Source organism: Streptomyces sp. NPDC001617 (assembly GCF_053596855.1).
The window spans coordinates 19856-41926 of the sequence record NZ_JBSFHA010000070.1; the positions used below are offsets into that span (position 1 = coordinate 19856).

Below are 22071 nucleotides of genomic sequence, written 5' to 3' on the forward strand. Positions count from 1 at the left end.
CGTCTCAGTCCTGCGGGACGGCCATGGCCGCGGTCTTGATCCCGAGGTCCTTGAGACCCCAGCGGTCCAGCGCCTGGGTGTACTTGGGGCTGTCGATGATCGACTGGAGGGCAGCCTTCAACGCGGGGGTCAGCGGCGAGTCCTTCTTCAGCGCGACGGTCGCGGGCTTGGTGGCCACCAGGGGCTTGAGGACGTCGAACGTCTTGGGCTGCTGCGCGGCCGCCCACTCCAGCGAGATGAAGTCGTACATCACCGCGTCGATCCGCTTGGAGACCAGCTGGGTCAGAGCGTCGTTCACGCTGGGCAGGCTCACCGACTTGATGGCCGGCTTGCCCTTGCTCGTACAGTCCTGCTTGGACAGCTGGGGCAGCCACTGGAGCTCCGCGGTGCTGCCGGAGGGAACGGCGACGCGGTGCCCGCACAGCGTGTGGGTGCCCAGGTTCTGCGGGTTGCCGTAAGGGACGGACACTCCGGTCCCGGAGTTGACGTAGTCCACCATGTCGAGCACCTTCAGCCGGTCGCTGGTGGCGCCCATGGTGGAGGCGGTGAAGTCGTACCGGTTGGCTTGCAGTCCGGTGATGATGGTGTCGAACTTGACGTTGTTGATCTGGAGTTTGAGGCCGAGCTTGGCGGCGATCAGCCGGGCCATGTCCGGGTTGAACCCGATCGGGGTCTTGTTGTCCGATGCCATGAACGTGGTGGGCGGGTAGGCCAGGTCCATGGCCACCGAGAGTGTGCCCTTGGCCTTCACCGTCGCGGGCAGCAGCTGCACCGCGTTCTGGTCCGGCTTCACGCCCACCGAGATGTCGTCGGTGTGCTCGGCCGACGAGCCGGATCCCCCGCCCTGCGTCGTGCTCTTCGCCGCCGCGTTCTGCGCGGTGCCGGTCGCCCCGCACGCGGCGAGCGCGAGGGCCAGAGCGGTGGTGGCGATCGGGATGCTCAGGTGTCTGTTGACCTGCATCGCGGCGGCCACGGCGCCTGCGGTGCGGAATACGTTTCTGCGGCCTGTCCGGTTGGTTTCCATGGCGGTGCCTCCTGGGGATACGGGGATACGGGGATACGGGGAATCCGTGATGCGGGGACGACGTGCGGATCGGACGGGGGGGGCGGGTGCGCGGCGCGCGTCAGATGCCCAGCATCTGGTTGAGGTCGTCGAGGGACTTGACGGTCACGTAGTCGTAGCCGTGGGTGACCGGGTCGCAGCCGCGGTCCAGGAGGACGAGGTTGCGGAAGCCCATGTCGTGCATCGGCATCAGGTCGTAGCGGGTGTGCGAGGAGACGTGCACGAAGTCCTCGGGGGACGCGTCGAGCTGGTCGAGCATGTACTCGAACGCGGCGTAGCGGGGCTTGTAGTAGCCGGCCTGCTCCGCGGTGAAGACCGCGTGGAAGTCGGCGCCCAGCCGCGGCACGCTCTCCGCGAGGAAGGAGTCGTCGGCGTTGGACAGGATCACCAGCTTGTAGTGCTCCCCCATCTTTTTCAGCGGCTCCGGCACGTCCGCGTGCGGCCCCCAGCTGCGCACCCCGTCGGCGAGCCGCTTGCCCGCGTCCGGGGCCGCCTTGACGCCCCACTTGCGGCAGACCCGCTCGAAGGCGGCCTGCAGCGTCTGCTCGTAGGGGTAGTACTTGTCGAGGACCGCGTCGTAGCGGTAGCCGCGGAACTCCTTGACGAACTGCTCCCACTGCTCGGCGGGGATCTGGTCGCCGACGAGCTCACGCGTGATGGGGGTCATCGGCCACTCGATCAACGTGCCGTAGCAGTCGAACGAGACGTACTTCGGGCGGAACTGGAACGAGGGAAGGGGCATGGAAGTGCTCCGTATTCTTGCGTCGGGGAACTGGTCGGGGCCGGCAGGGACCCTTTTAGGCATGCTCACGACAGGGCGTCAGGAGTGGGGGGGTGATGACGTCGGCAACCGCCGGGGATCAGACGGCGCCGACTCCTGCCGGAGCAAGGAAGTCGACAGGGTGCTGCGTGGTGCCGTCGAGCGCCAGGTCGGCGGCGATCTCGCCCATCGCGGGCGAGAACTTGAAACCGCTGCCGGAGAACCCGGCCATGACGATGATGTCGTCCTCGCCGGGGAGATGGCCGACGATCGGGTTTCCGGACTCCGTGTAGCCCTCCATGTAGGCCGACATCCTGATGGGATCGGGGTTCAGGTCGGGCATGAGTTCACCGATGAGCTCGCGGAAGACACCGAGCTCTTCGGGGCGGACGGTGCGGTCGAGCTGATCGGGCTCGGGCACCGGCGCGTGGTACTTGAAGGAGAGACCGAGCTTGACGGAGATGCCGTCGGGCGACGGGATTCCGAAGCAGTCGTGCGGTACGGCGCGGACGAACGGTGGAGCACCGCCCGCGAACCAGTCGTGGCGGGTGGGCAGGTGCCAGGAGCAGACCACCCGGCGGATGTCGATGGCTTGCGGGAGGTCCGGAAGCAGGGTGTTGATCCAGGGGCCCACGGTCACCACGGCGACGTCCACGTGGTCGGTGCCCTGGTCGGTGACGACGTTCACCCCGCCGCCCGCCACGGGGACGACCTCGCGCACCGTGGTGTAGCGGTGCAGCCGGGCGCCCAGGTGCTCGGCACGGCCGGCGGCGGCCTGGATGGACGCCTCCGGCCTGATGACGGCGCCCAACCGGTCCAGGACGGCGACGTGTCCCTCCGGAAGCCGGTGCTGCGGGTAGCGGCGGGCAAGTTCCTCCCTCTCCAGGACCTCGTGATCCAGTCCCTGGGCGGTGCTGGTGGAGAGGAGGAGGCTCATGGACGGTGAGGAGGCCTCCCCCATCACCAGGCTGCCGCTGCGGCGTCGCAGCGACCGGCCGGTCTCCGCCTGGAGCTGCTCCCACATCCGGTCCGCCAGCCGCAGCAGAGGAATGTACGCGGGCTCCCCGAGGTGGGCGGCCCGGTAGATGCGGCTCTCGCCCCCGGCCGCGCCGCGGTCGTGACCCGGTGCGTAGCGGTCGTAGCCGATGACCTCGGCTCCACGTGCGGCCAGTCGCCACATGGCCTGGCTGCCCATGCTGCCGGCACCGATCACGGCGACGCGCTTCGGGATGCGCATGAGGTCGCTCCTCTCGATGGTGTGGTCTGGGTGGCAGTCGGGCCCCAGCACGCTGCGGATACCGTGCGGACCTTTGCGGTTCGGCTCCTGCTGGGGATGGCGTTCACTTTCCGCCCGGCGGAACCCGCAGGTCAACCCACACTGTGTTCCGCCTCGGGGCCTTCTTGAGACGGTCTGTCACGGCGGACGACCGGACTGCCCGAATGACGGGCCGCCTCTTGTCACGATGAGTGGCCGGTGCCAAGGTGACCCCGATTCCTTCAGAAGAAAGACCCCCTATGCCGCCCAGACACACCGCAACCGGGCACTTCCCCACCCTCAGGGAGGTACTGCTCCTGCCCGTGCTCGCCGAAGGGATGCCGCGCGTGCTGGCCGGAGAGTCACGGCTGGACAGCCCGGTGCGCTGGGTGCACGTCACCGAGCTCCTCAACCCCGCGGACTTCCTGGAGGGCGGCGAACTGGTACTGACGACCGGCGTGCCGCATCCCGAGGACCCCTCCGAGCTGCGCGGCTACGTCGACCAGCTCGCGGACGTCGGCGCGGCCGGCCTGGTCGTGGAGCTCGGTTACCGGTACCAGAAGGTGCCCCACGAGCTGGTGACGGCGTGCCGCGCTCGCGACATGCCGCTGGTCGAGCTGGCCCGTGGCGTCCGGTTCGTCGACGTCACGCAGACGGTGCACGCGCTCATCCTCGACGCCCAGGGGGCCCTGCTGCGCCGGGGCAGGGACATCCAGAACATCTTCACCGCCCTGACGCTGCGGGGCGCGGACCCCGAGGAACTGGTGCACACGACCGCGGAGCTCACCGGAGCCCCCGTGGTACTGGAGGACCTCACCCACCGGGTCCTCATGTGCGAGCTGCTCGGCCGGCCGTACGAACCGGTGGTCTCGGCCTGGTCGCGGCGCTCACGAGCCGCACCGACACCGGAGACGATCACGCCGAGCGGCCCGGAGGGGTGGCTGATCGCACCGGTGCAGGACCACCACGGGCCGTGGGGGCGGCTGGTCCTGCTGGAGGGCCGGCTCAACGCAGAGCCCGACCCCGAACACATCCTCGTGCTGGAAAGCGCGGCGGTCGCGCTGACCATGGCGCGCCTTGCAGGGCAGGCCTGGTGGGAGCGCCGGGCCCACCGCACCGTGCTGCGAGACCTGTACGAACGGCGTTTCCGCTCCCCCGCCGACGCGCGTGCCCGCACCGAGGCACTGGGGCTGCCCACCTCCGGACACCGGCTCTTCGCCCTGGTCATCCGCCACCCGTGCTCCAGCACCGAGGACGAGCACGTCGACGAACGGATCGCGAAGGCGCTGACGCACGCGGGCGTGCGCGCCCTGGTCGGCGAGACGGCCCCGGGCCGGATCGGCGTCCTCATGGCACTGGCACAGGCGAGCGCCTGGCAGCCGGTCGCCGAGCGGATCGGCCGGCTGACCCGGGAAGAACTCGGACCGCGGGCGGTCGTCGCCGTCGGCCCCGGCGTGACCGACCTCGGCGGGATAGCCCGGTCGTGGCAGGAGGCGGAGCAGACCGCCGAGGCCATCACCGCGGCCTCCCCGGAGCGGTGGTTCTACGTACCCGCCGACGTCCAGTTGCCGGACCTGCTGGGCGTCCTGCGCGCGGACACGCGCCTTCAGCGGTACGCGGAACGGCAACTGACCCGCCTCATAGAGCACGACGACCGCAACAACGGCGACCTGCTCCCGGCGCTGCGCGCCTATCTCGCGGCGGCCGGGAACAAGTCGGTCGCGGCGAAACACTCCGGTATGTCCCGGCAGGCGTACTACCAGCGCCTGCACACCATCGAACGTCTCCTTGGCTGCGACCTGGAATCCGGACTGCAGCGCACGTCCCTGCATGTCGCGGTACTGGTCCTGGACGCGGGCTAGGCGCCTGCGGGGCGGCGAGGGCAGGTACGCACACCCGGCGCCGCTCTGAAGAGCGTCGACGACGGTCCGGCCCCGTGGTGGGCTCCGACTGGAAGCAGGCGGGGCCCCACCACAGGGCCGGGCAGTCGGCATCGCCGATACCGCAGAGCGCCCTGCACCGTTCGAACGACCCCTGCCACGGGTGCCGGTAGGGCGCGGATCGGAAAGAGGCGCAGCGCGCCGGAGTGGCCCGGCGAGCGGCGGGTGGCGCGGTCCCCGCCGCGCACCGCGGAAGGGACGGCTCAGAGGAGCTCGATCAGCTTGTCGGTGAACTCGGCGGTGGTCGCGGTGCCGCCCAGGTCACGGGTGCGGGTATCGCTCTTGGCCAGAATCGCCGCGATCGCATCCGTGATGTCCTTGGCCGCGGCTCCATGGCCGAGGTGGTCGAGCATCATGGCCGCGGACCAGATCGCGCCCACCGGGTTAGCGATGCCCTGGCCCGCGATGTCGGGCGCGGAACCGTGCACCGGCTCGAACATCGAGGGAAAGTCCCGCTCGGGGTTGAGGTTGGCCGACGGGGCGATGCCGATGGATCCGGCGACCGCGGCCGCGAGGTCGCTCAGGATGTCGCCGAAGAGGTTGGAGGCGACGACGACGTCGAAGCGGGCGGGGTCGAGGACGAACTTGGCCGCCAGCGCGTCGATGTGTTCCTGGTCCCAGGTGACGTCGGGGTGCCCGGCGGCCCGTTCGGCGATCAGCCCGTCCCAGAACGGCATGGTGTGGATGATGCCGTTGGACTTGGTGGCGGAGGTGAGCCTTCCTCGGCGGCGGGCGGCGAGCGAGAAGGCGTAGTCGGCGATCCGGGTGACCCCGGCGCGGGTGAACACCGCTTCCTGGATGGCCAGTTCCTCGGACGTGCCCTGGTTCAGCCGTCCGCCGATCTCGCTGTACTCGCCCTCGGCGTTCTCCCGGACGACGACGATGTCGACCTCGCCCGGACGTGCGCCGCGCACGGGACTCTCGATGCCTTCGAAGACACGGATGGGCCGGAGGTTGACGTACTGGCGGAAGCTGCGCCGAATCGGGATCAGCAGTCCCCACAGCGAAACGTGGTCGGGCACTCCCGGGTATCCCACGGCGCCCAGCACAATGGCGTCCTTGTCGCGCAGCTGGTCGAGCCCGTCGGCGGGCATCATGGCGCCCTCCCGCAGGTACCGCTCGCACGACCAGTCGTACGACGTGTAGGACAGGCTGAAGCCGTGGCGGCGGCCGAGAACGTCGAGCACCTGCTGTGCTGGGGGCAGTACCTCGGCGCCTATGCCGTCGCCGGGGATCAGGGCAATGCGGTGGTTTGTCGTCATGCCGTCGATTGCAGCAAGGCAGGCCGTGGGGCGTCCAAGACGCAAAGCGGATATCCCTTATAGGCGGCGCTTATCAGCTTCAGCGGTGCCTGTCGGCCGCCGGTGGCGCCTGTCAGCCGCTGGTGGCCGAGGTGGCGGCCGTGACGAACGCGGCGGCTGCCGGTGACAGGCTGCCGCGACGGCTGACGAGAGCGACGTCCAAGCTGGTCTCCGGCTCGATGTCCAGGATGCGGGCGCCCAGCCGCCGAGCGAGGTCCCGCCAGGAATCCATGATCACCGCGAGCCCTACCCCGGCCAATACCAGCGGCATGAGCGACACCCGGTGCTCCGTCTCGGCGGCGATGGTGAACTCAATGCCCTGTTCCCGCAGCGCGTCGACGTAGGCGCGCATCCCGGTACCCGGCTGTCCGACGATCAGCCGCTGTCCGGCAAGCTCGCGGCATTCCACCGTGGTCCGACCGGCGAACGGGCCCTCGGCCGGCACCATCAGCACGAAGCGCTGCCGCTCGAGCGCGTAGGCGACGACCTCCTTGTCGGAGAACGGCCCTGTGGACGCCAGGAGCCCCAGTTCCACGGCACCCGTGCGCACCATGTCGATCACATCACGTGCGGTGAACGCCGCTTTGATGGCCACGGAGACGCCGGGGTAGCGGTGGCTGAAGGTACTCACCAGACTCGTCAGAGGTTCCACCGCCTGCGACGGCACGGATGCCACGTCCAGGCGGCCCTCACGTAGCTCGTGCACCGCCGCGACGCTCGCCCGCGCCGTCTGCAGACTCCGCACGGCCTCCCGGGCCGGCTCGATCAGGGCCCTTCCGGCCTCCGTCAGCACCGCCCTGCGTCCGATGCGATGGAAGAGCTCGGAACCGAGATCACGCTCCAGTGCCCGCACCGCCTGCGACAGCGACGGCTGCGACACGTACAGGGCCGAGGCCGCACGGTTGAACCCACCGCGGTCGACAATTGCCAGGAAGTACTCCAGCTGCCGAACGTCCATACACGCCCTCTGTCCCTGCAAGAAACAAGCCGACGACTCGTCGGTCCCGACCATGGTGGTCCGAGGGACCGCCCCGACGAAGCACGGACCACCGATGCGTCACCGAACGTCGGTCACAGCCGACGGAGGCACTCAGTTGCTGTCGGCCGAGGCAGGAACCCGGCGCCATCGCCACACGGTCGATCAAGACCTGTCGCACCACACCCATTGTGCTCACACCCGTCCACTCACCGTCGCCGATGTCCTGGCCCTTCCTGTTCTGGCTGCCGGACAACCGACGGTCGTCACCGGCGCGCCGCATCTGGACCGTCCGGTCCGGTGGGTGCACATCACCGAGCTGACCGACCCCGCTTCGTTCCTCAAGGGTGGCGAGCTCGTCCTGACCACCGGAATGCCCCTGCCGCAGGACGCGGCCGGCGTGCGCCGGTACGTCGACGAACTCGCCGACATCGGGGCCGCTGCCCTGGTCATCGAACTCGTACGCCGCTACCACCGCCCGCCGGACACCCTCGTCGACGCCTGCCGGCGGCGGGGCCTCCCCCTCGTCACTCTGGCCAAGGACGTCAACTTCCTGGAGGTCACGCAGGTCGTGCACTCCCTGCTGCTCGGCAACCAGATGGAGGCGATGCGCCGCGCTCAACGCATCCACGAGGCGTTCACCGCCCTGACCCTGCGCGGCGCCGGCCCGGAGGACGTGGTGCGTGCGGCTGCGGACATGAGCGGAAGCACGGTGGTGCTGGAGAACCTGGTGCACCAGGCTCTGATCTGCGAACCGTCCGGGCTCACCGTGGAGGAGGAACTCGCCGACTGGGAACAACGCTCCAGGGCGACCGGCCCCGGCGACGCCACCACCACACGCGGCCCGGAAGGCTGGCTCACCGCCCCGGTCGAGTACCAGGGCGAGCGCTGGGGCCGAGTGCTCATGCTCCGGGCGCGCAGCTCAGGAGCAGCGTTCGGGCCGGAGGACATCACTCTGCTGACACTTCATGGGACGCGATCCACATAGGATCGCCGGCATGGCACTGCGACCTGTTCAGGTGAACATCAAGGCTCTCGATGCCTCGGCGGTCGGCCGGTTCTGGGCGGAGGCGCTCGGCTGGAGTGCTCACAGCCCCGGCGTGACCACCTACGTCGGACCCGGCGGCGGCCTCGTCTGGCCGGAGCCGGTCGGCGTCGGCATCGACGTCGTTCCCGTCCCGGAACCCAAGACCACGACGAAGAACCGTGTGCACCTCGATCTCGCCACCACCTCCGCGGCCCATCAGGTGGAACTGGTCGCGCGCCTGGAGGCGCTCGGTGCGACGCCCGTCGACGTGGGCCAGGGCGATGTGCCGTGGACGGTCCTCGCCGACCCGGAGGGCAACGAGTTCTGTGTGCTGGAGCCCCGGGAGATCTACCGGGACACCGGGCCGATCGCCGCGGTGGTGGTCGACTGCGCGGACCCGCGGGCCATGGCCCGGTTCTGGGGTGAGGCGATGGACTGGACCCTGCACGAGGTGACCGACGATCACGCGTCCTTGCGCTCCGCCAAGGGTGTCGGCCCGTATCTCGAGTTCCTCCGCACGGCCGGCGGGAAGACCGTGCCGGACCGCGTCCATCTCGACCTGCTGCCGTATCCCGGTGACGACAAGGCGGCGGAGGTGGCCCGGCTGCGGGCCCTCGGCGCCACCGACCTCGACCTCGGCCAGGGCGACGTCCCGTGGACATGCCTGGCCGACCCGGAGGGCCACGAGCTCTGCGTCCTCGCCCCGTCCTGACGCGGAGCGCCCCCTCACGGTCTCGGCTTGTCTCTTCACCTCTGTCCGCTTGGGTCTGCGGGCGCTCTCTCCGGGCAGGGCGCGGTTTCTGATCACGCGGAACGGGAGAGCTGTTCGCGGACCCATTCGGGATCGGGATTGGTGTGCGGCCGGCCCGCGACGATGACGGTCGGCACCGTCTCGTTGCCGTCGTTGGCCGCCCTCACCGCTGCGGCTCCTGCCGGGTCGCGCCAGATGTTGACCCAGTGCAACTGGCGGGCGGTGCGGCCCAGCCGGATGCGCAGTCGCATGCAGTACGTGCAGCCCGGCCGCCAGAAGACGACCGGCCGGCCGTCGACCGCGCTGCGGCGCTGTGCCTCCCGCGCACCGATCGATCTCGGGAAGATCAGGGGCGAGTTCACGCCGGCGAGCGCCAGGAACGCCGGCAGGACCGCTGCGGCTGTGCCGGGGTTCCCCTTGAAGACCAGCCCGGTCGCGACGGCTGAGCCGCAGAGCACGAGCAGTATCGGCAGGATCCAAGCGCGCATCATGGTGACGCAGGCTATCGATGAGTGACCACGACGAAGGCCGTGAAGGCGAGTTTGCTGCCTGATCATGTTCCGGGGGAAGCGTTCGAGACGGGCCGGTGAGAGCGCCGGTGCACCTGCCACCGGTGGCTGAGCACCGGCGCGGGCACGACGCCATGTACGACGCCGTGTACGACGCCGTGAACAACGGGAACATGCATGTGCCGCACTTCTCCATGATGTCGGCGACGGCGGTCATCTGCTGACGGCGGACGGGGATGTCGCCGAGCTTGGCCCTCGCCGGCTTCTCGGCCATCGGACCTCAGACGTCGTTCGGGTCCAAATTGTACGGAGTGCCCTTGGGAAGCATCACCCAGCGGGAGACGACGAAGGTCGCCGGAATCGCCCAGAGGGAGGCCAGCAGCGGGGCGAAACGGCTGCCCGCGTGCAGGATGTCGACGATGACGTACAGGCCGACGGTCGTGACCACGAAATTGGTGGCGTTGGACAGGGGAAACAGCAGGAATTTCCGCCAGGTGGGCGGTGTCCGATAGGTGAACCGCGCATTGAGGAAAAAGGAACCGACCATACTGAGCGCGGTCGCGACGACATGCGCCACGAGATACGGCATACAGGTGAGGAACAACAGGTAGAGGCAGTAATACGTGCCCGTGTTCAGGACACCGATCACGGCGAACGTGAGCACCTGCCGGGACATCCGGGAACGGGACCTCAGGGAACCGGGCATCAGGGAATGAGGTCCTTCGCTCGGTCCACGTTCGACGCCTTCACCAGGAAGTGCGGGCGTCCCTTGACCTCGTAGTAGATCCGGCCGGTGTACTCCCCGATCACGCCGAGCATGACCATCTGCACGCCGGCGAGTCCGGTGACGGCGGTGATGATCGTGACGTAACCGGGTGTCTGTACGCCGTTGACGAGTGCGGCGCCGACGATCCACGCCGTGTACAGCCCGGCGATGGTCAGCAGGACCATGCCGAGGTGGAGGGCGGCGCGCAGGGGGCGGTTGTTGAAGGAAAGGAGCCCGTCCAGGCCGTAGTTGAGCAGGCTGCGCAGGCTCCAGGAGCTGCGGCCGGCCTCGCGCGCCGCGTTCTCGTACTCGAAGGTCGTACTGGGGAAGCCGACCCAGGCGAACAGCCCTTTGGAGAAGCGGTTGTACTCGGTGAGGTCCACGACCGCGTCCACGACCCGGCGCGAGAGCAGCCTGAAGTCGCCCACGCCGTCGATGAGTTCGACGTCGACGAGGCGGTTGACGAGCCGGTAGTAGAGGCGGGCGGTGAGGGTGCGGGTGAGCTTGTCACCGGTGCGGGTGCGGCGGGCGATGACCTGGTCGTAGCCCTGGCCGCTCAGCTCCACCATGCGTTTGATCAGCTCGGGCGGGTGCTGGAGGTCGGCGTCCATGACGACCACGCAGTCACCGGAGGCGTGCCGCAGACCGGCCAACAGGGCAGCCTCCTTCCCGAAGTTGCGACTGAAGGAAACGTACCGGACCCGTGAGTCGCGGTCGGCCAGCCGTTGCAGGACCAGCAGCGTACGGTCGGAGCTGCCGTCGTCGACGTAAACGAACTCCATGTCGTGGCCGAGCGGCAGCAGTTCGTCCGCGACGTTCTGGACCTGGTCGTGGAAGCGTTCGAGGACGGCTTCCTCGTTGTAGCAGGGTGCGACGATCGATATCAGCACGGGAACTCCCCCTGGAGACGGTCAGAGTGCGCCGGTCACGCGTTCGAGCGGTCGAGTGGTGGTGAGCGGCGGCTCCGTCACCCGCCGTCGGCGGACGGCGACGAGGACGCCGAGCAGGGCCAGGGTCAGCAGCGAGCCGGCCCCGACGGTCAGGCCGAGGCGCAGCCCGGGCGGATGGAAGGTGCAGGTCAGACTGGTCGACGTGTCGTCGAGGGGTACGGCGATCAGACCGTGGTAGCTCTTCGCCGGTACGGCGTCGGCGTCCCCGGCGGCACAGCGCCAGCCGGCGATACGGGGAGCCGCGACGATGGCAACTCCCTTGCTTCCGGCGGGGAGTTGAGCGTGGAGAGTGGCCCCGGAGACGGACACGCGTGTCGCGCCGGTGGCCTTGAGGTGTTCTACGGCGGTGTGGAGTCGGGCGGTGTCCAGACAGCCGACGGCGCCCCGCGGGATGCGGCCGGTGCGGTCGGGGGTCAGTCGGATGCGCAGTCGGCCGGAGGCCGGGGCCGTGCCGAGCGATGCCATGGCGGCGCGGTTGCGCGGGTACGTGGAGCGGAAGAGCACGGCGTGGTCCGCGAGGCGGGCGATGCCGGAGTAGCGCGGCGCCCAGAGGTAGACCTGGCTGCCGGCCGGGCAGTCGGCCGTGATCGACGGCTTGGTGAGGGCTGCCCCGGAGCCGATCCAGTCCTTCTCCCGGAGCGGACTGCCGTTGTCGTCGTACACGTTGATCCGGGGCACGGTGTAGACGCGGCTGCCGAGCAGCAGTTCCTGGTTGCGGTACGGCGACGATCCGAAGGCCGTCCGGTCGGCTGCGGTCCGCGTGGTCACCAGGGGCGGCACATCCTGCCGGGAGACGCTCAACCGGTCGCCGATCTGCGGGAGATATGTCTGGTGCGGGTCGATCGGCGAGTGCACCCGTGCTCCCACCGAGAAGATCGCGTCGGTGACGGGGTTGTCGAGGCTCTGCACACTGCGGCCCCGCGAGGTCCAGCCGCCGCCGAGGGCGGTGAGGGTGCGGCTGAGGACGTCGGAGGTGAGGCTGCTGTAGTACTGGGCGCCCTGGCCGCCGACCATGAGGGGGTCGTTGCCGACGGTCTGCTCGCGGCCCGGGTCGGTGCGGTAGCGGGGCCACCCGTCGACCCGCGCGATCGCCTCCGCCTGCCGTTCCTGCCGGGCTCCCCAGGGGGCGTAATCGTCCATGCGCCCGTAGCGGACCCGGGTGGCGAGGGCGGAGGTGGTGACGGCCTCGCCGAACTGGCCGCCGAAGAGGAGGGCCACGGCGAGCCAGGCGAGAACGGTACGGCGGTGGGCGGGTTCCGCGACCAAGGTCCGGCCGCCCTTCGCCCCCCGCCCGCTCTCGGCGATCCGCAGCAGCGCCAGCCCACCCATCGCGCCGGTCACGGCAAGCACCACCACCGGCCACCCCACGGGCTTCAGCAGCGAACTCCGGCCGGCCACCAGGGCGATGACGGCGAGCAACGCTCCGGCCGCCCCGAGCGCACGCCGGTCCGGGACGCCGTACGCGAGCGTGTGCCAGGCGGCGATCACCAGCAGCGCGCACAGGACGAAGGCCTGGCGGTACGGGCTGCCCTGGGGGGTGGCGAAGGCGTGCCAGAGGAGGTGGGTCGGGGCCCACTGGAGGGAGAGGGTGACGGCGACGACCAGTACGGTCCAGCCGGTGCGCACGCGGCGCGGGACCGCTCGGTGGAAGGGCAGGGCGAGGGCGAGCACCAGCGCGGCTGTGCCGGCGTAGAGGGCCGGGCTGCCGAAGCTGTACGTCGTCGGGAGCAGGCGGGCGAGCAGGTCCTGGCTCGACACCGGGCTGAACCGCACGACCCTGCCCGGGTAGGCGTGCTTGGTGCCGAAGTACACGACGGTCACCAGCGGGGCGGCCAGACCGATACCCAGGGCGACGGTGACCGCGGCACGGCCCGCCGACCTGAGCCGTTGCCCGGTCGGGAGGTCCGTGAGCCAGAGGCGGAGCAGGAGCACGAGACCGGCGGCGAGGGTGGCCATGTACGCGGTGTAGAAGTTGGCGATCCAGACGAGGGCCACGACGAGCACACCGAGCAGCGGGCGCCGTCGCCGGATCGTCCACTCGCCGACCAGGCACAGCAGCGGCAGCGCGACGAGCCCGTCCAGCCACATCGGGTTGTACGCGGCGTCCGCGACGCTCCACCCGCACAGCGCGTACGAGGCCCCGAGCAGCCCCGCCGCCCACCAGCGCCCGCGCCGCAGACTCAGCAGCAGCCAGGCCATGGCGGCCCCCGCGGTCGCCGTCTTCAGCAGGGTGATCACATACACGGCGAGGTCGATCTCATGCCGTGGGAACACCCCGACGAGCAGGGCGAACGGGCTGCTGACATACGTGCCCAGGTCGGGCAGGAAGCTGGAGCCGTACCCGGACTGCCAGTTGACGAACAGACCGCCGTCGGCCCTGCCGTGCAACAGGTCCCAGAGGTGGGCGTGGAAGGGCACGTACTGGTTGCCCAGGTCGTTGACGTCACGGGTGCGGGGACCGAAGGGGTAGCTGCGGGCCAGCACGTCGGCGGCGCAGAACACGACGGCCGTGACGGCGGCCGCGAGCAGCGCGGCGGCCGGCCTCGGCCGGGTCGGGGAGTTCGGCTTTTTCACGTCCTGTTCCTGTCCGGACGTGACGGTGCGTTCCCATTCATTTCTTGCTACTCCCCGCGGGTTATCGATTCGCGGGGTTAGACGGATCGAGTTTCCCATCGGTTGCGCCGCCCGCAGGAAGTGGTAATGCCTGTTCCGAATAACATCCATGCTCTATTTCGGAACGTTGGTGAACTCCCGGGAAACAGAAATCACCCGGCGCGTAATTTGATGGTGAACTCAACACCCTTTGCGTGCCGCGTACGAGGGCGCTCAACGCCACCTTCGGCGCGAAGAAGGTCTTCGCCGAGCGTGGGCTGCTGCCGCTCGGACAGCAGCCCACGGACCCGGCCCCGGCTACTTCTGTCTGATCCTCAGGAACGTGATCGAGTTCGCCGGGAAGGTGTACGAGAACGTGTCGGCGACGCCCGTGAAGGTCGACGTCACCGGCGCGACGGCCGTGCTCGTCTCGGAGTTCACGGCGTCGGCCGCGGCGGAGAGCTGGGTCACCCGGGCCTTGGAGGCGACCTTCGCGCCACCCAGGTCGATCGCCGTACGGGCCGCCGACGCCTGGGCGTTGACGACCTTGACGATCAGGTCACCGGTCTTCTTGTCCTGGGTGACGACCTGGCGGAACGGCTCGGCGGGCTTGTCGTCGGTGAAGCTGCCCCACTCCTGACCGTCGAGGTACAGGGTGACCTTACGGCCCCTCACCTTGATGTCGACGTCGTAGGCACGGCCCGTCTCGACCGACCCGGCCTTGGCGATCAGCGTCGACTTGCCGCCGTCCACGGCCTGTTCGACGGCGGACTGGGTGTTGCCCCAGCCGCCCAGGTTCCACCAGTAGTAGTTGCCGGTGTCCTTGACTCCGAAGGCGACGAGGAAGCCCTCCTTGCCGGACTTCTTGGTGGCCTTCACCTGCAGGTCGTAGTCGTGCCAGGAGGGGTCACCGGCGGAGACCATGGTGTTCTCGCCGGTCTCGGACGTCTGGACGTACTGCCCGTCCTGGATGCTCCAACTGCCGGTCCCCGTATGGGTCCACTGGGAGGCGTCACCGGAGAAGTCGTCGCTCAGCAGCGTCTTCCCGTCGGCGTCCGTCACCTTCACGTCGTCGTACGCGGCACTGGTGTCCCACGTCGACAGGCCGACGGCGCCGCTGATCGGGGCGAGCAGCGAGGGCGTGCCGGTGGCCGTCGAGGGGACGACCCGGTCGCCGACGTTGTTCATGAACAGCTTCTGGACCTCGTAGTTGGCCGAGCCCCAGGAGGCGTGGTTGTTGAACCACACCAGGTCCGGGCGCCACTGGACGTAGTCCTCGTTGGCGAACAGCGGTGCGTAGGAGGCGAGTTTGACGACGTCGGCGTTGCGCTCCAGGCCCGTCATGTACGCCGCCTCGGCGAGACCGTTCTTGAAGGTGTTGCCCCCGGAGGCGTACTCGCCCACGAACACCTTCGGCCCGCTGCGGTCGTAGGAGTCGTAGCGGTCGTTGTTCTGCAGGAACCACTGCGGGCTGTTGTAGTAGTGCTCGTCCACCATGTCGACCCTGGCGTCCTTGTTGAGCTGCCAGGCCGTGTCGAAGGTCGTACCGGAGTCGTCCGGGCCGGAGTTGGAGATCACCTGCACGGACGGGTACTTCGCCTGGATGGCCGCCCGGAACCGCGTGAAGCGGGCGAAGAACTCGGTGGGCAGGTTCTCCTCGTTGCCGACCTCGATGTGGGTGAGGTGGAAGGGCTTCGGGTGGCCCATCCCGGCGCGCTTCCTGCCCCACTCGCTCGTCACCGGGCCGTTGGCGAACTCGATGAGATCGAGGGTGTCCTGGATGTGCCGCTTCAGCAGCGCGTCGTCGTCGACGGCCTTGTTCTGGCCACAGCCGGTCACCAGGGCCGGGACCACCGGCAGCGGCATGGCGCCGATGTCCTCGGCGAGGCGGAAGTACTCGTAGTAGCCGAGGCCGTAACTCTGGTTGTAGCCCCAGAAGTTGGAGTTCGTGGCGCGCGTCTCGACCGGGCCGATGGTGTCCTTCCACTGGTACGAGCGCTTGCGCTGGTAGCCGGAGGCCTCGCTGTAGTCCTCCATGGAACCGGTGTTGACCAGGCAGCCGCCGGGGAAGCGTACGAAGCCCGGGTGCAGGGCGGCGATCTTCTCGGCGAGGTCCTTGCGCAGGCCGTTGGGCTCGTGCTTGTAGGTGTCGCGCGGGAAGAGGGACACCATGTCGAGCGCGGCGGCGGCCGAAGTGCCCACGGTGAGACGGCCGTTGGAACTGGTGCGGGTGGCGGTGAGGGTGGCCCTGTACTGCGCCCAGCCGTTCTTCGTCACGGCGACCTGGCGTGCGGTGGCCAGGCCGCCGCCGGAGTCCTGCAGGCTGACGGTGAGGGCCGTACCGCCCTCCGCCCGGGCCCAGACCGAGAAGTCGTACTTCTTGCCGTCCTCGACGCGGATGCCGGTGTTGTAGCCGGAGTTGGTGACCGACGAACCGGCGCCCAGGGAGAGGTAGTCGCGGTTACGGGCGTTCAGCCGGCCCTCGTCGTTCACGACCTGGGCGCTGCCGGAGACCGTCCAGGCCGTCAGCGGCGTGTACGACTTGTTGTCGTCGGTGGAGTACTCGAAGGATCGGTTCTGCACCAGCTCGGCGTAGAGCCCGCCGTCGGCGGCGCGGTTGATGTCCTCGAAGAAGACGCCGTACATCGTGCGGTCGATCTTCGCGCCCTGGGCGGTGGGGTCGACGGTGATCGAGTAGTCGGTGACGTCCTCGGCGTGGGCGGGCGCCGGGACGAGCCCTGCGGCAAGCAGGAAAGCGCTTGCTCCGAGGCCGAGTCTCAGCCTGTTGCGGGTGGTGCGTGACATGGATACTCCGCGGCTCTGGGAATTATTGCAGTGCGGTGTTCGAAATATCAGACAGCGGTCAGCACTTCGAACGGCAAGATAGGGAAGCGAAATGAGCACGTCAATGGGGCCGACGGGGAGGACGTAAGGTCGAGGGCATGGATGCGCTGCTGCCGTACGTCGTCGTACTCGGCTGCCTGGCCCTGGTCATGGGGTTGTTCACCTGGTGCGCGCGGCTGATCCGCCGTCGCGGTTCGGCGGGCGGCGGACTGGGCGCGGCACTTGCGGCGTACGAGGAGGCCTTCCGCGCCACCAGCCACGCGTCGCACTACGAGATCCGGGCGCAGGCCGACCGGAGGAATCCCCTCGAGTCGCCGGACCGATGGCGCCGGAGGCCGTGGAAGAAGGCGTGAGCATGGGCGAGTTGTGGCCCGTGGGCGATGTGCTGGCGCATCTTGCCGGGTGCTGGCGCGTGGAGCGCGCCGTGCGGGACCTCGCGAGCGGCGACGAGGGACGTTTCGAGGGCGTCACCGAGTTCCGCCCCCTGGCGGCCGGTGGGCTCCTGCACCACGAGTCCGGCACCTTCACCTGGCAGAACGTGCCGCGCCCCGCCGAGCGCACCCTGCGCTTCCTGCCGGGGAGTTCACCGGGCACGGCCGATGTGCGCTTCGCCGACGGCCGCCCCTTCCACGACCTGGATCTGACCTCCGGGCACCACATCGCCGACCACCCGTGCTCGGCCGACCTCTACCGCGGCGAGTTCACCGTCCGGGACGGCGACCACTGGCGGACGGTGTGGCGGGTGCGCGGGCCCGCCAAGGACCTGGTGCTGACGACCGACTACGCGCGCGTACGCTGAGTCGAGGAGCCGTCGAAGCGGAGGTTCCAGCGGCCGGCGTGGCCGGTGACGGTGGTCGTCGAAAGCGGACGTACGTCGATGTTCCAGTAGGTCGAGGGCGGCGCCTTCAGGGCATACACCAGGGCCGCACGGATGACGGACGGCTCGGCCACCGCCACGATCCGGCCCCCGTCCTCCACGGGCCGGGTGTCGAGCCACTCGCCGACACGGGTGATGAAGGCCAGCAGGGACTCGCCGCCGTGCGGGGTGGCGCGCGGGTCGGCGAGCCAGGCGTCCACGGCCTCCGGTTCGCGGGCCATCGCCTCCCCCAGCGTCAGCCCGCGCCAGCGACCCATGTCGCAGTCGCGCAGGGCGAGTTGCACCAGCGGTGCGTAACCGAGGGCATCGCCCGTGGCACGGCTGCGCGGCGTGGGCGAGCAGTAGCGCAGCTCGGCCGCCGCGAGCGGGATCAGCTCGTGGACGACGTGCTGCACCTCGTCCCAGCCGGCCTGGTCCAGCGGACGGTCGTCCTCGAAGCGCTCGGCGAGCAGCGGGGAGCTGCGCGCGGCGGCGAGGAAAGTGACCCTGAGTTGCATGCGGCGATGGTGAGTCGTGAAGGTGGGCAGGTCAAGGGGCGTCACCCACGAGTCACCGAGGGTTGCCGGAAACTCACTTCGGGGTCAGGACCTTGCCGGACAAGCCGCCCGAACCGCCTCACTCGAACGCGAGCACCATCCAGATGTCGGGCTGCGCCAGCGCCTTGAAGCCGACCTTCTCGTACACGCCGTGCGCATCCCGGGTGGCGAGCATGACGCGGCGCATCCCGTACGGCCGCAGGTGCTCGCGCACGGCCGTGACCAGCGCCGTACCGACGCCCTTGCCCCGCACGGACGGATCGACGTACACGTCACAGAGCCAGGCGAAGCTGGCCCGGTCGGTGACGACCCGCGCATACGCCACCTGATCCCCCGAAGCCACCTCATACACCCCGAAGTTGACCGACCCGGCCATCGCCCGCTCCTGCTTCTCCCGTGACCGCCCGATCGCCCAGTACGCGTCGGTGGACAGCCACCGGTGCACACGCTCGACGTCGAGGCGCTCGGGGTCGGTGGAGAGCTCATAGCCGTCGGGAAGGCTCGCGGCACTGGTGTCGGTCATGGCGGGAGGCTGGCAGGTCGAGTGCTGGGGCGTCGAGTGATTTTCGGTGGGTGGGGGCGTGGTCAGTGGCGGGCGTCATCCGGAAGGCGGGTGACCGGCGCGGCGGGCCTGTTCGAGTCGGTCTTCGGCCGCTGGGAGGAGCGCCGGGGGCGCCGCCCTGTCCGTCGGGGTCACGGCCGTCGGCGACTGGCCGCTGACGGCCGGGGTGAACGGGTTCCCGGGCCGTCTTCGGCCACTGGGAGGAGCGCCGGGGCGCCGCCCTGTCCGTCGGGGTCACGGCCGTCGGCGACTGGCCGGTGACAGCCGGGGTGAACGGGTTCCCGGGCCGTCTTCGGCCACTGGGAGGAGCGCCGGGGGCGCCGCCCTGTCCGTCGGGGTCACGGCCGTCGGCGACTGGCCGGTGACAGCCGGGGAGAACGGGTTCCCGGGCCGTCTTCGGCCACTGGGAGGAGCGCCGGGCGCGCCGCCCTGTCCGTCGGGGTCCCGGCGGTCGGCGACTGGCCGGTGACGGCCGGGGTGAACGGGTTCCCGGGCCGTCTTCGGCCACTGGGAGGAGCGCCGGGGCGCCGCCCTGTCCGTCGGGGTCACGACCGTCGGCGACTGGCCGGTGACAGCCGGGGAGAACGGGTTCCCGGGCCGTCTTCGGCCACTGGGAGGAGCGCCGGGGCGCCGCCCTGTCCGTCGGGGTCACGACCGTCGGCGACTGGCCGCTGACGGCCGGGGAGAACGGGTTCCCGGGCTTCGCGTCGAGTGCGATACGCACGCGCGGCGGCCGGGACCGTGGTGTCGCGCCGTCGGGGCGTCGACGCGTTGGACCGTTTCCTCTGGTCGGCGGGCGGCGGACTTGCCCTTCCCGTGGCGCCGGGAGGGCAGCCGCTCGGACCGGTGTCTCACGGAGATGCGGGAGTCCGGGTTCCGGCTGAGCGGATCACCCGGGGGGGTACGTCTGACGGCCGAGCCGCTCGACTCCCTGGAGTTCGCCTGCGGTGAGGCGCCCGCGCCCTAGAGCATCTCGTCGCACGCCGTACGCAACCGCCGTACTCCCTCCGTGATCTCCCCCACCCCCGCCACCGCCGCAAAGCTCAACCGCACGTGGGCGGCCGGGGGTTCGGCGCTGAAGTACGCGCGGCCGGGGGTGATGGCGACGCCCGCGCGCAGGGCGGCGGAGGTGAGGGTGGGCTCGTCGGTGCCGTCCGGGAGGCGGAGCCAGAGGTGGTAGCCGCCGGACGGGATGTGCGGGAGGGCGAGTTCGGGGAGGTTCAGGCGGAGGGCTGTCGTCATCGTGTCGCGGCGGGTCTTCAACTCGGTTGAGATCGCCCGGAGATGGCGCGGCCAGGCCGGGGAGCCGACGAGTTCGAGGGCCGCCTCCTGGAGCGGGCGGGGGACGAAGAAGGTGTCGACGATCTGGATGGCGCGCAGACGTTCCAGGACCGGACCGTGAGCGGCCAGGGCGCCGAGCCGGAAGCTGGGCGAGGTCGCCTTGGTGAGGGAGGAGACATGGACGACCACTCCGTCGGGGTCGTCGGCGGCGAGCGGACTCGGCAGCGGCCCGGCGTCCTCGTGCACGAGCCGTCGTACGAAGTCGTCCTCGACGACGAACGCGCCGGCGTCGCGGGCGATGCGCAGCACCTCCGCGCGCCGGTCGGGGGCGAGCACCGCGCCGGTCGGGTTCTGGAACAGCGGCTGGCAGACGAAGACCCGGGCGCCGGTGGCACGGAACGCGTCGGCGAGGAGCGACGGTCTGACGCCGTCCGCGTCCACCGGGACCGGGACGGGGCGCAGGCCCGCCGCCCGCGCGATCGCCAGCATGCCCGGATACGTGGGCGATTCGACCAGCACCGGCGCGCCGGGCGGGGCTAGGGCGCGCAGCGCCGTGGTCAGCGCGGACTGTCCGCCCGCCGTGATCAGCACCCCGGCGGCCGCGACCCCGCCGCCGATACTGCGCGCGAACCACTCCCGCAGCTCGGGCAGGCCCTCAACCGGCGGCCGACCCCAGGCGCCGGGGCGACGTCCGGCGCGGGAGAGCGCGGCCGCCATCGCCCGCTCCGGCTGCAACGACGGATGCAGATAACCGCCGTTGAACTCGATGACACCGGGCGCCGGGACGGCAAGGGTCACGACGACAGCCGACGCGTCGACCGTGCGCGGTACGAGGTCGCCGGCGCCGTCGGCGGTCAGCGCGACCTCCTGCCAGGAGGTGTCGCCGGCGGGGGCGGTGGCACTGCGCGGCTCGGCGCGGAAGGCGCCGGCTCCCGGCCGGGTCACCACCAGGCCCTCGGCGGCCAGCTGGGCCAGGGCCCGCGAGACGGTCACCGGGCTGACCCGGAAGCGTTCGACCAGGGCACGGCTGGACGGGAGCTTTCCACCAGGAGAGTAGCGGTTCAACTCCCGCCTCAGCTGGTTCGCCAGTTCTCCGACACTGCTACGCTCTTGCATGAGAGCACAGAGTAGCGCTACTACGACGACATCGATAGCGGTCAGCACCGGCACGCACACCACAGCCGCCGCACCCGGCCGCCGCACCGGCACCCTCCAGGCCGCCCTCGGCGTCACCGCCTTCTCGCTCACCTTCCCCTCCACCGCCTGGGGGTTGGAGGGCTTCGGTCCCTGGTCGCTGGTCGCCGTCCGCTGTGTGCTCGCCGCAGTCATCGCGGGCACCTGTCTGCTCGCACTCCGCGTCCCGGTGCCGGAGCGCAGGCACTGGGCGGGCCTCGCGGTCGTCGCCGCCGGAGTCGTGGTCGGTTTCCCGCTTCTCTCCACCCTGGCCCTGCAGACCTCGACCACCGCCCACGCCGCCGTGGTGGTCGGCCTGCTGCCCCTGACGACGGCCCTGCTGTCCGCCCTGCGCATGGGCACCCGTCCCTCCCGCACGTTCTGGACGGCGGCGCTCGCGGGGGCGGCCGCGGTCGTCGGCTTCACCGTGCAGCAGAGCGGCGGGGCGCTGACCTCCGCCGATCTGTACCTGTTCGGCGCCCTGTTGGTGTGCGCGGCCGGCTACACCGAGGGCGGCCGGCTGGCCAGGGTCATGCCGGGCTGGCAGGTCATCGGCTGGGCGCTGGTGCTGTGTCTGCCACTCGCCGTGCCGGCCGCCGCGGTCGCGCTGTCGTACGAACCCGTGCGTCTGACCGCGCACAGCGTGGCCGGGCTGCTGTGGGTCGCGGCGGGCTCGCAGTTCCTGGGGCTGGTGGTCTGGTACCGGGGCATGGCGGCCATCGGTATCCCGAAGGCCAGCCAGTTGCAGTTGGCGCAACCCCTGCTCACACTGGTGTGGTCGGTGCTGCTGCTGGGCGAGCACCTGACGGTGGCCGCCCCGCTGACGGCCGCGGCGGTGCTCGTGTGCATCGCCGTCACCCAGCGGGCGCGGGGGTGAGGGGCCTTGTCCGGCCCACTTCCCACCCCCG

Annotated in this window: 18 protein-coding genes and 2 pseudogenes; 7 read left to right on the plus strand and 13 right to left on the minus strand. The window is 70.2% G+C overall.

From position 1 onward, the window contains the following. Nucleotides 1-4: 4 nt before the first annotated feature. The 3 genes from ACWC09_RS38085 to solA form a co-directional block, all read right to left on the minus strand. Nucleotides 5-1024 carry an ABC transporter substrate-binding protein gene (locus tag ACWC09_RS38085; RefSeq protein ID WP_450855616.1) on the minus strand — a complete coding sequence of 340 codons (1020 nt, stop codon included), beginning with the start codon at nt 1022-1024 and terminating at the stop codon, nt 5-7. A 100-nt stretch (nt 1025-1124) separates the two neighbouring features. Continuing rightward, complete coding sequence (locus tag ACWC09_RS38090) at nt 1125-1805, minus strand: haloacid dehalogenase type II (RefSeq protein ID WP_450855617.1); 681 nt, start codon at nt 1803-1805, stop codon at nt 1125-1127. Between the two features lie 118 nt (nt 1806-1923). Then, nucleotides 1924-3060, minus strand: a complete 1137-nt coding sequence (gene solA / locus ACWC09_RS38095; protein WP_450855618.1) for an N-methyl-L-tryptophan oxidase — start codon at nt 3058-3060, stop codon at nt 1924-1926. A gap of 278 nt (nt 3061-3338) precedes the next feature. Between solA and ACWC09_RS38100 the strand changes: the two genes are divergently transcribed. Then, nucleotides 3339-4940, plus strand: coding sequence for a PucR family transcriptional regulator (locus ACWC09_RS38100; RefSeq protein WP_450855619.1), 1602 nt, complete (start codon nt 3339-3341; stop codon nt 4938-4940). Nucleotides 4941-5221: 281 nt separating this feature from the next. Here ACWC09_RS38100 and ACWC09_RS38105 read toward each other — a convergent pair whose 3' ends face one another. Together ACWC09_RS38105 and ACWC09_RS38110 are read right to left on the minus strand one after the other, a co-directional pair. Then, nucleotides 5222-6280: a tartrate dehydrogenase gene (locus tag ACWC09_RS38105; protein ID WP_450855620.1), complete on the minus strand. Its 1059-nt coding sequence runs from the start codon at nt 6278-6280 to the stop codon at nt 5222-5224. A 112-nt stretch (nt 6281-6392) separates the two neighbouring features. Further along, on the minus strand, nt 6393-7277 hold the full coding sequence (locus ACWC09_RS38110; RefSeq protein WP_450855621.1) for a LysR family transcriptional regulator: 885 nt from the start codon (nt 7275-7277) through the stop codon (nt 6393-6395). 190 nt (nt 7278-7467) lie between these two features. On the opposite strand from ACWC09_RS38110, the pseudogene ACWC09_RS38115 reads away from it, so the two are divergent. Together ACWC09_RS38115 and ACWC09_RS38120 are read left to right on the plus strand one after the other, a co-directional pair. Next, nucleotides 7468-8256, plus strand: a pseudogene (locus ACWC09_RS38115) (PucR family transcriptional regulator ligand-binding domain-containing protein); the annotation flags it as partial. 37 nt (nt 8257-8293) lie between these two features. Then, the gene (locus ACWC09_RS38120) at nt 8294-9034 is read left to right on the plus strand and encodes a VOC family protein (protein ID WP_450855622.1); all 741 of its coding nucleotides are present in this window, start codon (nt 8294-8296) and stop codon (nt 9032-9034) included. 92 nt (nt 9035-9126) lie between these two features. Here ACWC09_RS38120 and ACWC09_RS38125 read toward each other — a convergent pair whose 3' ends face one another. The 4 genes from ACWC09_RS38125 to ACWC09_RS38140 all read right to left on the minus strand — a co-directional run bounded on the left by ACWC09_RS38125 (nt 9127) and on the right by ACWC09_RS38140 (nt 13872). Then, nucleotides 9127-9564: a glutaredoxin domain-containing protein gene (locus ACWC09_RS38125; RefSeq protein ID WP_450855623.1), complete on the minus strand. Its 438-nt coding sequence runs from the start codon at nt 9562-9564 to the stop codon at nt 9127-9129. A 298-nt stretch (nt 9565-9862) separates the two neighbouring features. Then, the gene (locus ACWC09_RS38130; RefSeq protein ID WP_450855624.1) at nt 9863-10258 is read right to left on the minus strand and encodes a GtrA family protein; all 396 of its coding nucleotides are present in this window, start codon (nt 10256-10258) and stop codon (nt 9863-9865) included. A 29-nt stretch (nt 10259-10287) separates the two neighbouring features. After that, a complete protein-coding gene (locus ACWC09_RS38135; RefSeq protein WP_450855625.1) occupies nt 10288-11238 on the minus strand; it encodes a glycosyltransferase family 2 protein in 951 nt (316 codons plus the stop codon). Between the two features lie 21 nt (nt 11239-11259). Continuing rightward, on the minus strand, nt 11260-13872 hold the full coding sequence (locus ACWC09_RS38140) for a YfhO family protein (RefSeq protein WP_450855626.1): 2613 nt from the start codon (nt 13870-13872) through the stop codon (nt 11260-11262). A 245-nt stretch (nt 13873-14117) separates the two neighbouring features. On the opposite strand from ACWC09_RS38140, the pseudogene ACWC09_RS38145 reads away from it, so the two are divergent. Continuing rightward, nucleotides 14118-14222: pseudogene (locus ACWC09_RS38145) on the plus strand (carboxymuconolactone decarboxylase family protein); the annotation flags it as partial. Here ACWC09_RS38145 and ACWC09_RS38150 read toward each other — a convergent pair. After that, entirely contained in the window at nt 14209-16695 is a 2487-nt protein-coding gene (locus tag ACWC09_RS38150) for an alpha-L-arabinofuranosidase C-terminal domain-containing protein (protein WP_450855627.1), read from the minus strand. The pseudogene ACWC09_RS38145 and the gene ACWC09_RS38150 overlap by 14 nt on opposite strands. A 137-nt stretch (nt 16696-16832) precedes the next feature. Between ACWC09_RS38150 and ACWC09_RS38155 the strand changes: the two genes are divergently transcribed. Then, a complete protein-coding gene (locus tag ACWC09_RS38155) occupies nt 16833-17087 on the plus strand; it encodes a hypothetical protein (RefSeq protein ID WP_450855628.1) in 255 nt (84 codons plus the stop codon). A gap of 2 nt (nt 17088-17089) precedes the next feature. Beyond that, entirely contained in the window at nt 17090-17533 is a 444-nt protein-coding gene (locus tag ACWC09_RS38160) for a DUF6314 family protein (RefSeq protein WP_450855629.1), read from the plus strand. Here ACWC09_RS38160 and ACWC09_RS38165 read toward each other — a convergent pair. The 3 genes from ACWC09_RS38165 to ACWC09_RS38175 form a co-directional block, all read right to left on the minus strand. Next, nucleotides 17515-18108, minus strand: a complete 594-nt coding sequence (locus ACWC09_RS38165; protein ID WP_450855630.1) for a histidine phosphatase family protein — start codon at nt 18106-18108, stop codon at nt 17515-17517. The two genes, ACWC09_RS38160 and ACWC09_RS38165, sit on opposite strands and share 19 nt — an antisense overlap. A gap of 118 nt (nt 18109-18226) precedes the next feature. After that, nucleotides 18227-18670, minus strand: a complete 444-nt coding sequence (locus ACWC09_RS38170) for a GNAT family N-acetyltransferase (protein ID WP_450855631.1) — start codon at nt 18668-18670, stop codon at nt 18227-18229. Nucleotides 18671-19672: 1002 nt separating this feature from the next. Further along, nucleotides 19673-21106, minus strand: coding sequence for an aminotransferase-like domain-containing protein (locus ACWC09_RS38175; RefSeq protein WP_450855632.1), 1434 nt, complete (start codon nt 21104-21106; stop codon nt 19673-19675). Here ACWC09_RS38175 and ACWC09_RS38180 point away from each other — a divergent pair. After that, nucleotides 21105-22040: a DMT family transporter gene (locus tag ACWC09_RS38180; protein WP_450855633.1), complete on the plus strand. Its 936-nt coding sequence runs from the start codon at nt 21105-21107 to the stop codon at nt 22038-22040. The genes ACWC09_RS38175 and ACWC09_RS38180 overlap by 2 nt on opposite strands. Nucleotides 22041-22071: the final 31 nt, after the last annotated feature.

Bases quoted from the DNA above. Each gene is read 5' to 3' on its own strand.
- ACWC09_RS38090 (WP_450855617.1), bottom strand. From the start codon at position 1,805: ATGCCCCTTCCCTCGTTCCAGTTCCGCCCGAAGTACGTCTCGTTCGAC.
- ACWC09_RS38085 (WP_450855616.1), bottom strand. From the start codon at position 1,024: ATGGAAACCAACCGGACAGGCCGCAGAAACGTATTCCGCACCGCAGGC.
- ACWC09_RS38160 (WP_450855629.1), top strand. From the start codon at position 17,090: ATGGGCGAGTTGTGGCCCGTGGGCGATGTGCTGGCGCATCTTGCCGGG.
- ACWC09_RS38110 (WP_450855621.1), bottom strand. From the start codon at position 7,277: ATGGACGTTCGGCAGCTGGAGTACTTCCTGGCAATTGTCGACCGCGGT.
- ACWC09_RS38175 (WP_450855632.1), bottom strand. From the start codon at position 21,106: ATGCAAGAGCGTAGCAGTGTCGGAGAACTGGCGAACCAGCTGAGGCGG.
- ACWC09_RS38155 (WP_450855628.1), top strand. From the start codon at position 16,833: ATGGATGCGCTGCTGCCGTACGTCGTCGTACTCGGCTGCCTGGCCCTG.
- solA (WP_450855618.1), bottom strand. From the start codon at position 3,060: ATGCGCATCCCGAAGCGCGTCGCCGTGATCGGTGCCGGCAGCATGGGC.
- ACWC09_RS38130 (WP_450855624.1), bottom strand. From the start codon at position 10,258: ATGTCCCGGCAGGTGCTCACGTTCGCCGTGATCGGTGTCCTGAACACG.
- ACWC09_RS38100 (WP_450855619.1), top strand. From the start codon at position 3,339: ATGCCGCCCAGACACACCGCAACCGGGCACTTCCCCACCCTCAGGGAG.
- ACWC09_RS38150 (WP_450855627.1), bottom strand. From the start codon at position 16,695: ATGTCACGCACCACCCGCAACAGGCTGAGACTCGGCCTCGGAGCAAGC.
- ACWC09_RS38165 (WP_450855630.1), bottom strand. From the start codon at position 18,108: ATGCAACTCAGGGTCACTTTCCTCGCCGCCGCGCGCAGCTCCCCGCTG.
- ACWC09_RS38120 (WP_450855622.1), top strand. From the start codon at position 8,294: ATGGCACTGCGACCTGTTCAGGTGAACATCAAGGCTCTCGATGCCTCG.
- ACWC09_RS38125 (WP_450855623.1), bottom strand. From the start codon at position 9,564: ATGATGCGCGCTTGGATCCTGCCGATACTGCTCGTGCTCTGCGGCTCA.
- ACWC09_RS38180 (WP_450855633.1), top strand. From the start codon at position 21,105: ATGAGAGCACAGAGTAGCGCTACTACGACGACATCGATAGCGGTCAGC.
- ACWC09_RS38170 (WP_450855631.1), bottom strand. From the start codon at position 18,670: ATGACCGACACCAGTGCCGCGAGCCTTCCCGACGGCTATGAGCTCTCC.
- ACWC09_RS38105 (WP_450855620.1), bottom strand. From the start codon at position 6,280: ATGACGACAAACCACCGCATTGCCCTGATCCCCGGCGACGGCATAGGC.